At 71.6% G+C, this 13,088-nt stretch carries 10 protein-coding genes and 1 tRNA gene; 6 read left to right on the top strand and 5 right to left on the bottom strand.

The features are described 5' to 3' along the window. The first annotated feature begins 343 nt into the window (after positions 1–343). From ACWDD7_RS26435 to ACWDD7_RS26420, 4 genes are all read left to right on the top strand, one after another. Entirely contained in the window at positions 344–709 is a 366-nt protein-coding gene (locus ACWDD7_RS26435) for a hypothetical protein (RefSeq protein WP_450459203.1), read from the top strand. Between the two features lie 379 nt (positions 710–1,088). Continuing rightward, positions 1,089–2,315 (top strand): helix-turn-helix domain-containing protein, encoded by a 1,227-nt coding sequence (locus tag ACWDD7_RS26430; protein ID WP_351872298.1) that lies wholly within the window; start codon positions 1,089–1,091, stop codon positions 2,313–2,315. 139 nt (positions 2,316–2,454) lie between these two features. After that, complete coding sequence (gene orn, locus ACWDD7_RS26425; RefSeq protein WP_392215851.1) at positions 2,455–3,060, top strand: oligoribonuclease; 606 nt, start codon at positions 2,455–2,457, stop codon at positions 3,058–3,060. 118 nt (positions 3,061–3,178) lie between these two features. Then, positions 3,179–3,254: transfer RNA gene (locus ACWDD7_RS26420), tRNA-His, on the top strand. 122 nt (positions 3,255–3,376) lie between these two features. Here the strand turns inward: ACWDD7_RS26420 and ACWDD7_RS26415 are convergent. The 5 genes from ACWDD7_RS26415 to ACWDD7_RS26395 form a co-directional block, all read right to left on the bottom strand. Then, positions 3,377–4,432 carry a LacI family DNA-binding transcriptional regulator gene (locus ACWDD7_RS26415; RefSeq protein ID WP_450459202.1) on the bottom strand — a complete coding sequence of 352 codons (1,056 nt, stop codon included), beginning with the start codon at positions 4,430–4,432 and terminating at the stop codon, positions 3,377–3,379. 182 nt (positions 4,433–4,614) lie between these two features. Next, positions 4,615–6,063: a GH1 family beta-glucosidase gene (locus ACWDD7_RS26410; protein ID WP_450459201.1), complete on the bottom strand. Its 1,449-nt coding sequence runs from the start codon at positions 6,061–6,063 to the stop codon at positions 4,615–4,617. Positions 6,064–6,270: 207 nt separating this feature from the next. Then, positions 6,271–7,179 (bottom strand): carbohydrate ABC transporter permease, encoded by a 909-nt coding sequence (locus ACWDD7_RS26405; RefSeq protein ID WP_351872310.1) that lies wholly within the window; start codon positions 7,177–7,179, stop codon positions 6,271–6,273. Between the two features lie 14 nt (positions 7,180–7,193). After that, on the bottom strand, positions 7,194–8,186 hold the full coding sequence (locus tag ACWDD7_RS26400; protein WP_351872312.1) for a carbohydrate ABC transporter permease: 993 nt from the start codon (positions 8,184–8,186) through the stop codon (positions 7,194–7,196). 417 nt (positions 8,187–8,603) lie between these two features. Next, complete coding sequence (locus ACWDD7_RS26395; protein WP_450459199.1) at positions 8,604–9,923, bottom strand: ABC transporter substrate-binding protein; 1,320 nt, start codon at positions 9,921–9,923, stop codon at positions 8,604–8,606. Positions 9,924–10,417: 494 nt separating this feature from the next. Here ACWDD7_RS26395 and ACWDD7_RS26390 point away from each other — a divergent pair, with 494 nt between their 5' ends. Beyond that, entirely contained in the window at positions 10,418–11,467 is a 1,050-nt protein-coding gene (locus tag ACWDD7_RS26390; protein WP_450459197.1) for a LacI family DNA-binding transcriptional regulator, read from the top strand. 151 nt (positions 11,468–11,618) lie between these two features. Next, positions 11,619–13,043: a GH1 family beta-glucosidase gene (locus ACWDD7_RS26385; RefSeq protein ID WP_450459196.1), complete on the top strand. Its 1,425-nt coding sequence runs from the start codon at positions 11,619–11,621 to the stop codon at positions 13,041–13,043. The last annotated feature ends 45 nt before the right edge of the window (positions 13,044–13,088 follow it).

Here is a 13,088-nt window from a genome sequence, read left to right as displayed (position 1 = left end):
CGTTGTGATCCTTTATGGGACGGGACGACAGTGTGCAGCGGAGCTGTGTCCGGGATTCATCTTCCCCACCCCATACCCCCAAGGGTACGGCGGCACGCCTCCCGAGCCCAGTTGCCTTGCACGCTCCGTAAGCGGCCCCCCGACATCCGTAGGGGTTCCCCGGAGCATGCACGAGCGGCGCCCGTTACGCAATGCCCGTTGTCACGTACAGGCGCTTTGCACGGGATTCGCGGACGCACGGTCGGTGACCGACCGGTCGGACGGGCGTTGAACGGGGTGAGCCACCGCCACAGGGAGCCACACGGAGCCACAGGCCGACACAGCTCGCCACAGGGAGTACGAGATGCCCGGACCCCGGTCCAGCCACGAGGAGCCCGGCGCTCAGGACAGCACGGGCGAGCTGATCCGCTGGGCGGCCTTCAGCTGCGTCCTCGTCCCCGTGGTCCTGGTCTGGTACGGCACCTCGCTCGCCGGCGCCACGGGCACCGCGCTGGGACTGGCCGCCGTCACCGCCGTCTGCCGGCTTCTGCTGCGCCGGTCGGAGCGCGCGGCGCGGCGGGGCGCGCGCCGGAGCCGCGGGCGCGGTGCGCGGCGCGGCGGGGCGCGGGGCACGGGGCGGGGCACGGGTCCGGGGAACGGCCGGGGTGCCGGGCGTTGCGGCGTGCAAAGAGGCGGACGTCACACCCGGGAGAAGACACCGGTCGACTGACCGGTTTCCACGCTTCCAAGCGCTTCTTTTCAGCCAACTTCTGGATATCGCCCCAGGGTGGTCCGGACCACCCCTCAACCCCCGTTCCACCTGCACGGAAAGGGTCTGCGGAGCGCTGTGCACCCTACGCGGTTTGGCCACTGCTCCGAGGCGCACTTCCCTGCACGGCCCGCGAGTGCAACCCTTCGTGATCGAATGCTTCACGCCAAGTTGTCATGTCGACAATGTGCCGCATTTGGAACTGGTCACCGTGCGTCCGCGGGACCCAGTAGATTCGATCTTGACTGTCTTTACGGCGGGGGACTCGTGCAGGACCGAGGGGAAACGTGCAGGAGCGACACAACCGAGGAGCCGCGACCACCGAGGGGGGCTTAGCAGTATGAGCCACGACTCCACTGCCGCGCCGGAAGCCGCTGTCCGGAAACTGTCCGGACGCCGCCGCAAGGAGATCGTCGCGGTGCTGCTGTTCAGCGGCGGCCCCATCTTCGAGAGTTCCATACCGCTGTCGGTGTTCGGCATCGACCGCCAGGACGCCGGAGTGCCGCGCTACCGACTGCTGGTGTGCGGCGGCGAGGAGGGTCCGCTGCGGACCACGGGGGGTCTCGAACTCAGCGCCCCACACGGGCTGGAGGCGATCTCCCGCGCCGGTACGGTCGTCGTACCGGCCTGGCGCTCGATCACCGCGCCGCCGCCCGAAGAAGCGCTCGACGCGCTGCGCCGGGCACACGAGGAGGGCGCCCGCATCGTCGGGCTGTGCACCGGCGCGTTCGTGCTCGCGGCCGCCGGACTGCTCGACGGCCGCCCGGCGACCACCCACTGGATGTACGCGCCGACGCTGGCCAAGCGCTATCCGTCGGTGCACGTCGACCCGCGGGAGCTGTTCGTCGACGACGGCGACGTGCTCACCTCCGCGGGTACGGCGGCCGGAATCGATCTCTGTCTGCACATCGTGCGGACGGACCACGGCAACGAGGCGGCCGGCGCGCTGGCCCGCCGCCTGGTCGTCCCGCCGCGCCGCTCGGGCGGTCAGGAGCGCTACCTCGACCGGTCTTTACCCGAGGAGATCGGCGCCGACCCGCTCGCCGAGGTCGTCGCCTGGGCGCTGGAGCACCTCCACGAACAGTTCGACGTGGAGACGCTGGCGGCGCGGGCGTACATGAGCCGCCGTACGTTCGACCGCAGGTTCCGTTCGCTCACCGGGAGCGCGCCGCTGCAGTGGCTGATCACCCAGCGGGTGCTCCAGGCGCAGCGGCTGCTGGAGACGTCGGACTACTCGGTGGACGAGGTGGCCGGCCGGTGCGGGTTCCGCTCGCCGGTCGCGCTGCGCGGGCACTTCCGCCGCCAGCTCGGCTCCTCCCCCGCCGCGTACCGGGCCGCGTACCGGGCCCGCCGGCCGGGGGCCGAGAAGCCGGGTGAGGCGGAGACCGCGCCGCAACCGCCCTCCGGGCAGCCGCTGCCGCCCGCGGGGCTGCCGGGTCCGGGCCCGATGGGCACCATGCCGTCGGTGCTGCACGCGGAGCGGGACAGCGGAGTGCCGATGCAGAGCAGGCGCACGGCGGGCGCCGGGGCGGTGACGCTGCTTCCGGGGCCGCGCGCCGGGAGCTGACCGGGAAGCGGCGAAGGGGACGAAAGAGAAGGGGTGCGGGGCCGGGCTCCGCACCCCTTCCCCTGTCCGCCGATGTCTCCGCTCACTTCCCGGCCGACGCGGGGCATCCAAAAGGGGAGGTCCGCCTTAGGGTGGTCGCATGAACGATCGCATGGTGTGGATCGACTGCGAGATGACCGGCCTCTCGCTGTCCGACGACGCTCTCATCGAGGTGGCCGCCCTCGTCACCGACTCCGAGCTGAACGTACTCGGCGAGGGGGTGGACATCGTCATCCGCCCGCCGGAGCGGGCGCTGGAGACGATGCCGGAGGTGGTCCGTCAGATGCACACCGCGTCCGGGCTGCTCGCCGAGCTCCCGAACGGCACGACGCTCAAGGACGCCGAGGAGCAGGTCCTGGCGTATGTGAAGGAGCACGTGAAGGAGCCCGGCAAGGCCCCGCTGTGCGGGAACTCCGTGGGCACCGACCGGGGCTTCCTGCTACGGGACATGCCGACGCTGGAGGACTGGCTGCACTACCGGATCGTGGACGTCTCCTCGGTCAAGGAGCTGGCCCGCCGCTGGTACCCGCGGGCGTACTTCAACAGCCCGGAGAAGAACGGCAACCACCGGGCCCTCGCCGACATCCGCGAGTCCATCGCCGAGCTGCGCTACTACCGCGAGGCCGTCTTCGTCCCGCAGCCGGGCCCGGACTCGGAGACGGCCCGGACGATCGCGGCGAAGCACGTGCTGCCCGCGGCGAAGTAGGCCGGTCAGGGTCCGCTCGGGGGGCCTCGCGAAAACGTGTGCGCGAGCACCCCCTCGGACCCTGTAGACTTCTTCTCGGCCGGTCGGGGAAGCGACAAGTTTCCAAGCACCGGTCATGGTGGGTGTAGCTCAGCTGGTAGAGCACCTGGTTGTGGTCCAGGATGCCGCGGGTTCGAGTCCCGTCACTCACCCCACCAGGGAAGCCCCTGATCAGCGGAGACGCCGATCAGGGGCTTCTTCGTCATCCGCGCGCGCCGTCGCCGGGGCGGCGGGACGGACGGGCCCCGCGCGGGCCGCGACCGCGGCCCACACGGCGCTACGACGACGCCCGCACCACCAGCTCCGTGGGCAGCACCGCGTGCCGCCGTTCCCCCCGCCCCGGGCCCGCGGGGCGGCGGTCGGAGATTTCCGTCAGGAGAAGGTCGATCATGGCGCGGCCCATCTGCTCGATGGGCTGGCGGACGCTGGTGAGGGGCGGGTCCATGTGGCGGGCGATGACGGAGTCGTCGTAGCCGACGAGCGAGACGTCCTCGGGGATGCGGCGGCCCTGCTCGCGCAGCACCTGGCGGGCGCCGGCCGCGGTGACGTCCGAACCGGCGAACACCGCGTCCAGGTCCGGGCGGCGGGCGAGCAGGGCGGACATCGCGCGGCGACCGCCTTCCTCGGTGAAGTCGCCGCTTTCCACGAGGAGTTCGTCCACCTCGTGGCCTGCGGCGCGCAGGGCGTCGCGGTAGCCGTCGATGCGGCGCCGGGCGCCGTAGACGTCCGGGCGGCCGGTGATGTGGGCGATGCGGGTGCGGCCGCGGGAAAGGAGGTGCTCCACGGCCGCACGGGCGCCGCCGTAGTTGTCCGCGTCCACGGAGGGGAGCGGCTCCGTGTCCGAGCGCGGTCCGCTGACCACCGCGGGGATCTCCAGCTCGGCCAGCAGGTCGGGCAGCGGGTCGTCGGCGTGCACCGAGACCAGGAGGACGCCGTCCACCCGGTGGGCCGCCAGGTAGTGCGCCAGCCGCTCCCGCTCGCGGTCACTGCCCGCGAAGGTCAGGATCAACTGCATCTGCGTGTCGGCCAGTTGGGCGCCGACCCCGCGCAGCATGTCCGAGAAGTACGGCTCCGTGAAGAACCGGGTCTCGGGCTCGGGGACGACGAGGGCGATGGCGTCCGTACGGTTGGCGGCCAGCGCGCGGGCCGCCGTATTGGGGACGTAGCCCAGTTCGGCGACCGCCGCCTCCACGGCGGCGCGGGTCGCGTCGCTGACCCGGGGCGAGCCGTTGATCACGCGCGAGACCGTGCCCCGGCCGACCCCGGCCCGAGCGGCGACCTCCTCCAGGGTGGGCCGCCGTCCGCCCCGGCCCCGCCCGTCGTTGACCGCCATGGTCGCCGCCTTCCGTTCGCAGCTGTCAGGCCAGGAATCTAACAGCAGGTATCCCCCCGCCCCCGCGCGCCGTCGTACCCCGCCGAGCCGGTTCCCTCGCCCCTCGGGCCGCCCGGGACGCGACGGGGCGAGGCCGCCGGTGGCCTCGCCCCCCGGACCTGACGGTCACTCCCGCGCCCCGCTCACCGGGCGGCCGGCAGGGCGTTGCCGCGGATCACCTCGCTGTACCAGTGGGCGCTCGCCTTGGGGATGCGGCGCTGGGTGGAGTAGTCGACGTAGACGGCGCCGAAACGCTTGGAGTAGCCGTAGGACCATTCGAAGTTGTCCAGCAGGGACCACAGGAAGTAGCCGCGGACGTCCGCCCCGTCGGCGATGGCGCGGCGGACCGCGTCCAGGTGGCCGTGCAGGTAGGCGATCCGCTGCGGGTCGTCGACCCGGCCCTCGGGGGAGATGTAGTCGTCGAAGGCGGCGCCGTTCTCGGTGACCATCAGCGGCAGCCGCGGGTACGCGGACGCCAGACCGGTGAGCAGCGTGTGCAGCCCGTCGGCGTCGATGGCCCAGTTCATCGCGGTCAGCTCGTCGTTGGCGAGGTGGAAGGCCACGTCCTTGCAGCCGGTCCACGGCGAGTGGTCGCTGGCGCCGTGGCCGTCGTTCCTGGTGGTGCCGGAGCCGTCGGCGGCCCGGGAGACCACGGTCGGCGAGTAGTAGTTGACACCGAGCACGTCGATGGGCCGGGAGATCTCCGCCAGGTCGCCGTCGTGCACCAGCCGGCCCCAGTCGACGAGGTGCGCGGTGTCGGCGAGCAGGTCCTCGGGGTAGGCGCCGTCCAGGACGGGCCCGGTGAAGATCCGGTTGCCGACCGCGTCGATGCGGCGCGCGGCCTCGGCGTCGGCCGTGCTGTCGGTCAGCGGGCGCACCTGGTGCAGGTTGAGGGTGAGGGAGATCTGCGCGGACGTCGGCAGGACCGAACGCAGTGCCCCGACGGCCCGCCCGTGCGCGAGGTTGAGGTGGTGGGCGGCGCGCAGGGTGGCGGACGGGTCGGTGCGGCCGGGCGCGTGCACACCGGACCCGTAGCCGAGGAAGGCGCTGCACCAGGGCTCGTTGAGCGTGGTCCACACGCCGACCCGGTCGCCGAGGGCGCGGGCCATGATGTCGGCGTACTCGGCGAAACGGTGCGCGGTGTCGCGGTGCGGCCAGCCGCCGACGTCCTCCAACTCCTGGGGCAGGTCCCAGTGGTAGAGGGTGGCGACCGGGGTGATGCCCGCCTTGAGCAGCTCGTCGGTGAGCCTGCGGTAGAAGTCCAGGCCGCGCTCGACGGCGGGCCCGCGGCCGGTGGGCTGGACCCGGGACCAGGAGACGGAGAACCGGTACGCCTTGAGGCCGAGGTCCTTCATCAGCGCGACGTCGTCGCGGTACCGGTGGTAGTGGTCGGCGGCGATGTCACCGCTGTCACCGTTGCGGACCTTGCCGGGGGTGTGGCTGAAGGTGTCCCAGATGGAAGGGGTGCGGCCGTCCTCTGCGGCGGCACCCTCCACCTGGTAGGCGGCGGTGGCGGCGCCCCAGACGAAGCCCGGCGGGAAGGAGGTGCCCGCTGCGTGCTGGGCGCTGGCCTCGGGTCGTACGGCGGTCATGGTGAGAACGCTCCCAAAGTGGCGTGAGAAGAGGACGGACGGCGGTCCGGCGGTGCCGGACGGGGCGGGGCGGTGGGTGCCCGGCCCGGTACGGCCCGCGTGCGGGGCGGGCCGTACGGTGCGGGTCGTACCGGACGGGCCGTACGGGGTGCGGGGGCGCGGTGGGCACGGGGGCCGGGACGGGCCGCGGCAGACGGGCCCGCGGTCTCAGCCCTTGACGGCGCCCGCCATGATCCCGCCGACGATCTGCTTGCCGAAGATGACGAAGACCACCAGCAGCGGCAGGGTGCTGATCAGCGCCCCGGCCATGACGATGCTCTGGTCGGGCGTGTAGGAGGCGCTGAGCTGGCCGAGCGCGACCTGGATGGTGGGGTTCTCCTGGTTCAGCGCGAGGAAGGGCCAGAAGAAGTCGTTCCACGCCTGCACGAAGGTGAGCATGCCGAGCACCATCATCGCGGGCCTGGCCGCGGGCAGGACGACGTTCCAGACGATGCGGATGTTGCTCGCCCCGTCCACCTTGGCCGCCTCGATCAGCTCGTAGGGCAGCGCCTCCAGGAGGTACTGGCGCATGAAGAAGACACCGAAGGCGCCGACCAGGGTCGGGAAGATCACCGACTCCAGTTTGCCGCCCCATCCGATGTCGGACATCAGCATGAACAGCGGGACCACACTGAGCTGCGGCGGGATGGTCAGGGTCGCGATGACCGCCGTCATCAGCACACCCCGGCCGCGGAAACGCATCTTGGCGAAGGCATAGCCGGCGAGGGTGCAGAAGAACAGGGTGGCGACGGTGATGGAACCCGCCACGAGGACGCTGTTGACGATGGCCTTGCCCAGGTGGGCCTGGTCCCAGGCCGCCTGGAGGTTGCTCCAGAGCCTGCCGCCCGGCACCAGCGGCGGCGGGGTGTCCAGGACGCGCTGCTGGTCGTGCGAGGCCGCCACCAGCGTCCAGTACAGCGGGAGGATCGAGCCCACGCCGACGACGACGAGCGCGATATAGGTGAACGGGCCGCCCTTGAGTTGCTGGCCGGCGCCGATCCTGAAGCGCGGACGGCCGGTGTCCGCGCGGGCGACGAGGTCCGGCACGGCGGTGTTGGTGGGACTGGTCGTGGTCATCGATATCGCTCCCGTCAGGCCGCGCTCTTGCGCACGAACCGGCCGACGATCCAGTTGATCAGGGCGATGAGCAGCAGCAGGACGAGCATCGCCCAGGCCACGGCCGCGGCCGGACCCAGATGGCCGAGCTTCCAGCCGTAGTTGTAGAGGTAGATGCTGAGCGTCTCGTACTGGTGCTCGCTGCCGCCGACGGCGCCGAGCGTGCCGCCCTGCAACAGCAGCGGCTCACCGAACAGTTGCATGGAGCCGATCGTCGAGATGACGATGGTGAACAGGATCGTCGGCCGCAGCGAGGGGATCGTCACCTTGCGGAACTGCTGCCACCGCGACGCCCCGTCGATCGAGGCCGCCTCGTACAGGTCGCTGGGCACCGCCTGCATGGCTGCGAGGTAGATCAGGGCGTTGTAGCCGGTCCAGCGCCAGATCACGATGACCGAGATGGCGATCTTGGAGGTCCACTCCCCGTTGCCCCAGTCGGTGTTGCCCGCGCCGAAGAAGTGCAGCACCCAGTTGAGGACGCCGCCGTCGGCCCGGAAGACCAGGGCGAAGACCAGGGCGGCGGTGGCCACCGAGGTGGCGTACGGGGTGAGGATGACCGTCCGCCAGAACGTGCTGGCGCGCAGCTTGTAGTTGAGCAGGTGGGCCAGGCCGAGCGCGACGAGCAGCTGCGGGACGGTGGATATGACGCCGATGACGAAGGTGTTGAAGACGGCCGTCCAGAACTCCGAGTCCTGGAGGATCTTGGTGAAGTTGTCGAAGCCGACCCACTGGGACTGGTCCAGGCCCGTCATCTCCACCCGGTGCAGGGCGATCCAGCCGGTGTAGAGGAGCGGGTAGAGCCCGAAGGCGCCGAAGACGAGGAAGAAGGGGGCGATGTAGGCGTACGGCGACGCGATGTCGTCGAGGCGCCACAGCCGGGTACGCCACCTGCCGCGTCCGTTCGGCGCGGTGCCGGAGCCGCCGGCGGGCGGAGTGCCGGCGCCCCGTACGGGGGTTGTCGTTGCCACGAGGGAGTCCTTCCCTGAAGGTTTGGGCCGGGTGCGGGCGAGAGTCGCGTTCGGGGGCGGGGCGCCCGTCCCGCGGCTCCCCCGTACGGACGGGCCGGTGCCGAGCGGCCCGCGCCGCGGCCTGACGTGCGTGTGGGGCCGGTCCCGGCCACCGGATACCGCGTCCGGTCGGCCGGGCACCGGCCTTCGGCCTGGTGCCTGCCCGTCCGGTGGCTCCCGCCGGACGTGGCGGGCCTGGCGAGAGTCGCCGGTCGGGTGGTGGTCCGGTGAAGCGCGGCCGGGCCGGCCCGGGTCCCGTGCTTCAGGAACCCGGGCCCGGCCCGCCCCGCTCGACGGCCCCGCTGCCGGAGCCGTCGCAGGGCTCCGCCCGGGGGCTCGGGGCGGGCGGCCGCCGGGGCCGCCCGCACCCGGCGGTCGTCAGCCGATCGCCTTGTCGATCGTGTCGGTCGCGTCCTTCCAGGCCTTGTCGGGCGCGGTGCCCCGCTGCTCCATGTTGTTGATCTGGGTGGAGATCGTGTCCTTGATCACGCCGTCCTTCTCGCCGAGCACGGCATCGGGGATGGACTTGGCCTCGTCCGCGTAGATCTGGCCGATCGGGGCGTCGCTGAAGTACGGGAGCTTGGCGTCCTTCACGCTGGCGAGCTGGTAGGCGCCCGTGTTGGACGGGAACACACCGGCGGCCTTGAACACGGCGGCCTGCTGCTCGGCGGAGGTCAGCCACTTGACGAGGTCGATGGCCTCCTTGACGTGCTTGCCGCTCTTGGGCACGGCCAGGAAGGAGCCGCCCCAGGCGGACGCCGTGGTGCCGGGGGCGTGGGAGATGTCCCACTTGCCCTTGAAGGAGTCACCGGAGTAGGTCGAGATCTGGGCGGCCATCCAGGCGGGGCACACCACGGTGGCCACGTTGCCCTTGCGCAGCGCCGTCTGCCACGGGACCTGGAACTGGGCCAGACCCGCGCTGAGCTTCTTCGACGCGGCCTCGGCGGCCAGGTCCCAGCCCTGCTTGACGGCCGGGTTGTCCTTGTAGATCGGCTTGCCGTCGGCGTCGTAGTACTGCTTCGCCGACGAACTGACGACCGCGTTGTACATGGCGCTCGCGGAGTCCATGAAGTGGGTGCCTGCGGGCGCGTTCTTCTGGTACTGCTCGCCGAGCTTGAGGTAGTCCTCCCAGCCGCCCGAGACCGCCTTCGCCACCGCGTCGCGGTCGGCCGGCAGACCCGCCTTCTGGAACAGGTCCTTGCGGTAGCACAGGGACATCGGGCCGATGTCGGTGCCGGCGCCGATCACCGTGCCGTCCTGCGCGGTGGCCTGCTTCTCCTTCCAGGACAACCAGTCGCTCACGTTGATCGACTTGCTCAGGTCGGCGAACTTGCCCGCCTGGGTGTCGACGACCTCCTTGATACGGCCGACCTCGATGCCCGTGATGTCACCGAGACCGCTGCCCGAGTTCAGCTGCTGAAGCAGCTTCGGGTAGTAGTCCTGCTCGTTGGCCGTCGTCTCTTCCTTGACCGTGATGTTCGGGTGCAGCTTGTGGTACTGGGCGAACAGGCCCGCTTCCTTGTAGCCGAACTGGCCGTAGTCGGACAGGGTGAGGGTGATGTTCCCGCTGGAGTCCGCGGCGTTCGAGTCGCCGTCGCTGCTGCAGCCGGTCAGCAACAGGGCCGAGGCCGCCAGGACCGTCGTGGCCACGGCCGCTGCTCTGCGGCCGCGGCGGCCGCCGGTACGGGTGATACGCATTCCACTACTCCTTGTTCCAGTGGGGAACGGGACCTCAGGAATCCGACCGCCGACGTGCGACGGTCCGGACCTGCCCTCTCGGTTCGAGCAGCGGCCAGCCCACAGCACTCGGCAAGCGATGAAAAGGTGCTGGTCAACGGCGTGGCAACGGGTACAGAGGGAAGGCCCTTCGGTGGTTTTCCGGCCACACGGGAGAGAACCCCGGTGAACCGTGGGACCGCTCCCACGCGGCATGCCGGAAGACTCGTTGCTGCCGGGCCACGTGTCAAGACTTGAAAACGGCGTTGTTGCCCAAGCGTGTTCAGCGCGTCACGCGAATGTTTCGCGTGACGGGGCGTCAGAAGCCCTCCGGCGCCGCCCAGTCCTTGCGATCCGCGCAGATCACAGGGGGGTCGGCGACAGGGGCGACGCCCGCTCGCGAGGGACCGGGCCGGTGGCCGGATTTTTCTGGGTCAGAATGAAGCGGCCCCGCACCAAGCGCCGGAAGGTGAACGATGAGCTCTGCCGAACCGCCGCAGCCGCACAGGACCGCGGACGTCCGGCGCCCGACTCTGAACGCCGTCGCCGCCCGGGCCGGGGTCGGCCGCGGCACGGTCTCCCGGGTGATCAACGGCTCCCCCAAGGTCAGCGCCCGGTCGCGCGCGGTGGTCGAGCGGGCGATCGCCGAACTCGGCTACGTCCCCAACCGCGCCGCCCGCTCCCTGGTCACCCGGCGCACCGACTCGGTGGCCCTGGTCGTGCCCGACGCCGAGACCCGGCTCTTCTCCGAGCCGTACTTCTCGGAGATCATCCGCGGCGTCTCCGCCGGACTCGCCGGTGCCGGGATGCAGTTGCTCCTGGTGCTGGCGCGGGACGAGACCGAGTACGCGCGCCTGGCGGCCTATCTGTCCGCGCAGCGGGTGGACGGAGTGCTGATGATGGCCGTCCACAGCGACGACACCCTGCCCGACCGACTGGACGAGCTCGCCGTGCCGACCGTGCTGGCCGGGCGGCGGCGCGAGGCCGAGCCGCTCGGACACGTGCGCGCGGACAACCGGGGCGGCGCCCGGGTCGCGGTCGAGCATCTGCTGGCGGCCGGCCGCCTGGTCATCGGCACGATCACGGGCCCGATGGACATGGACGTGGCCCGGGAGCGGCTCGACGGCTACCGCGAGGCGCTGAAGCGCGCGGGCGTCGCCGTCGACGAGGAACTCGTCGCCTCCGGCGACTTCACGGAGGAGGGCGGCCGCGCCGCCATGCGCGAACTCCTGCGCCGGCGCCCCGGCCTCGACGCCGTCTTCGCCGCCTCCGACGTGATGGCCTCGGGCGCGGTGCTGGAACTGCGCGCCGCGGGCCGGCGGATGCCGCGGGACGTGGCCCTCGTCGGTTTCGACGACTCGATCGTGGCCCGGCACATCGATCCCCCGCTGACCAGCGTCCGCCAGCCGCTGGAGGAAATGGGACGCGCCATGGCGAGCCTGCTCCTGGACGAGATCGCCCACCGCGGCACGGGTCGGCGGGAAGTGGTCCTGCCGACGGAACTGGTGGTGCGGGAGTCGGCTTGAGGCCCGTTCGGCCGACGCGGCCGGGCGGGACCCCCGAAACGCCTCTTGAGCACGGCGGAACCGTGCGCCGCACGCCTTCGCGGGCATGACCCGTTCTCTATGGGAGCGCTCCCATGCATAATGGTCGCACTCAACTCGTGGGAGCGATTCCATGCCCGAACCGATGTCCGAGTCCTTCCCGCCTGCCTTCCTCTGGGGGTCGGCGACGTCCGCGTACCAGATCGAGGGCGCGGTGCGGGAGGGCGGCCGTACCCCCTCGATCTGGGACACTTTCAGCCACCAGCCCGGCAGGACGGCCGGCGGCGACCACGGCGACACCGCTGTCGACCACTACCACCGCTACCGCGACGACGTGGCGCTGATGGCGCGGCTCGGCCTGAACGCCTACCGCTTCTCGGTCTCCTGGCCACGAGTGCGGCCCACCGGCCGGGGTCCCGCCGCGCAGGCGGGCCTGGACTTCTACCGCCGGCTGGTCGACGAGCTGCTGTCCCACGGGATCAAACCGGCGGTCACCCTCTACCACTGGGACCTGCCGCAGGAGTTGGAGGACGCGGGCGGCTGGCCGGAGCGGGACACCGCGCTGCGCTTCGCGGAGTACGCGCAGCTCGTGGGCGAGGCGCTCGGTGACCGTGTGGAGCAGTGGATCACGCTCAACGAGCCGTGGTGCAGCGCCTTCCTGGGCTACGGCTCCGGGGTGCACGCGCCCGGCCGGACCGAGCCGTCGGCCGCGCTGCGTGCGGCCCACCATCTGAACCTGGGGCACGGGCTGGCCACGCAGGCGCTGCGCTCGGTGCTGCCCGCCCATCGCTCGATCGCCGTCAGCCTCAACTCCCAGGTGATCCGGCCGCTGTCGCAGAACCCCGCGGACCTGGACGCGGCGCGGCGGATCGACGACCTCGCCAACGGCGTCTTCCACGGCCCCCTCCTCAAGGGCGCCTACCCGGCCACCCTGCTGGAGGCCACCTCGTCGGTCACCGACTGGTCGTTCGTCCGCGAGGGGGACCTGACGGACATCCGGCAGCCCTTGGACGCGCTGGGCCTCAACTACTACACGCCGGCGCTGGTCTCCTCGGCCGAGAACGCGCCCAAGGGGCCTCGGGCGGACGGGCACGGCGCGAGCGCGCACTCACCGTGGCCGGGCTCGGACGACGTGGCGTTCCACCAGACGCCGGGCGACCGCACCGAGATGGGCTGGACCATCGACCCGACCGGCCTGTACGAGCTGATCATGCGCTACTCCCGCAAGGCCCCGGGGCTCGCGCTGTACGTGACGGAGAACGGCGCGGCCTACGACGACAAGCCCGACCCCGACGGCCGGGTGCACGACCCCGAGCGCATCGCCTACCTGCGCGCCCACCTCGCCGAGGTGCGGCACGCCATCGCCGACGGGGCCGATGTGCGCGGCTACTACCTGTGGTCCCTGATGGACAACTTCGAGTGGGCGTACGGCTACGGCAAGCGGTTCGGCGCCGTGTACGTGGACTACTCGTCGCTGGAGCGCACCCCGAAGTCGAGCGCCCACTGGTATGCGCGGGCGGCGCGGACCGGGCAGCTGCCGCCGGTGGACGCCGTGTGACGTGAGGGGGGCGGGGCACCGCGGTGCCCCGCCCCCCTCACGTGC

This window comes from Streptomyces sp. NPDC001056 (assembly GCF_053598955.1).
Note: the sequence above shows the minus strand (reverse complement) of the source record. Positions and strands in the feature narration are given on the sequence as shown.

What these genes read in the sequence shown, in the direction of transcription:
- ACWDD7_RS26405 (WP_351872310.1), bottom strand. Translation starts at nt 7,179, where the DNA reads ATGACCACGACCAGTCCCACCAACACCGCCGTGCCGGACCTCGTCGCC.
- ACWDD7_RS26385 (WP_450459196.1), top strand. Translation starts at nt 11,619, where the DNA reads ATGCCCGAACCGATGTCCGAGTCCTTCCCGCCTGCCTTCCTCTGGGGG.
- ACWDD7_RS26415 (WP_450459202.1), bottom strand. Translation starts at nt 4,432, where the DNA reads ATGGCGGTCAACGACGGGCGGGGCCGGGGCGGACGGCGGCCCACCCTG.
- ACWDD7_RS26410 (WP_450459201.1), bottom strand. Translation starts at nt 6,063, where the DNA reads ATGACCGCCGTACGACCCGAGGCCAGCGCCCAGCACGCAGCGGGCACC.
- ACWDD7_RS26395 (WP_450459199.1), bottom strand. Translation starts at nt 9,923, where the DNA reads ATGCGTATCACCCGTACCGGCGGCCGCCGCGGCCGCAGAGCAGCGGCC.
- ACWDD7_RS26435 (WP_450459203.1), top strand. Translation starts at nt 344, where the DNA reads ATGCCCGGACCCCGGTCCAGCCACGAGGAGCCCGGCGCTCAGGACAGC.
- ACWDD7_RS26390 (WP_450459197.1), top strand. Translation starts at nt 10,418, where the DNA reads ATGAGCTCTGCCGAACCGCCGCAGCCGCACAGGACCGCGGACGTCCGG.
- ACWDD7_RS26430 (WP_351872298.1), top strand. Translation starts at nt 1,089, where the DNA reads ATGAGCCACGACTCCACTGCCGCGCCGGAAGCCGCTGTCCGGAAACTG.
- orn (WP_392215851.1), top strand. Translation starts at nt 2,455, where the DNA reads ATGAACGATCGCATGGTGTGGATCGACTGCGAGATGACCGGCCTCTCG.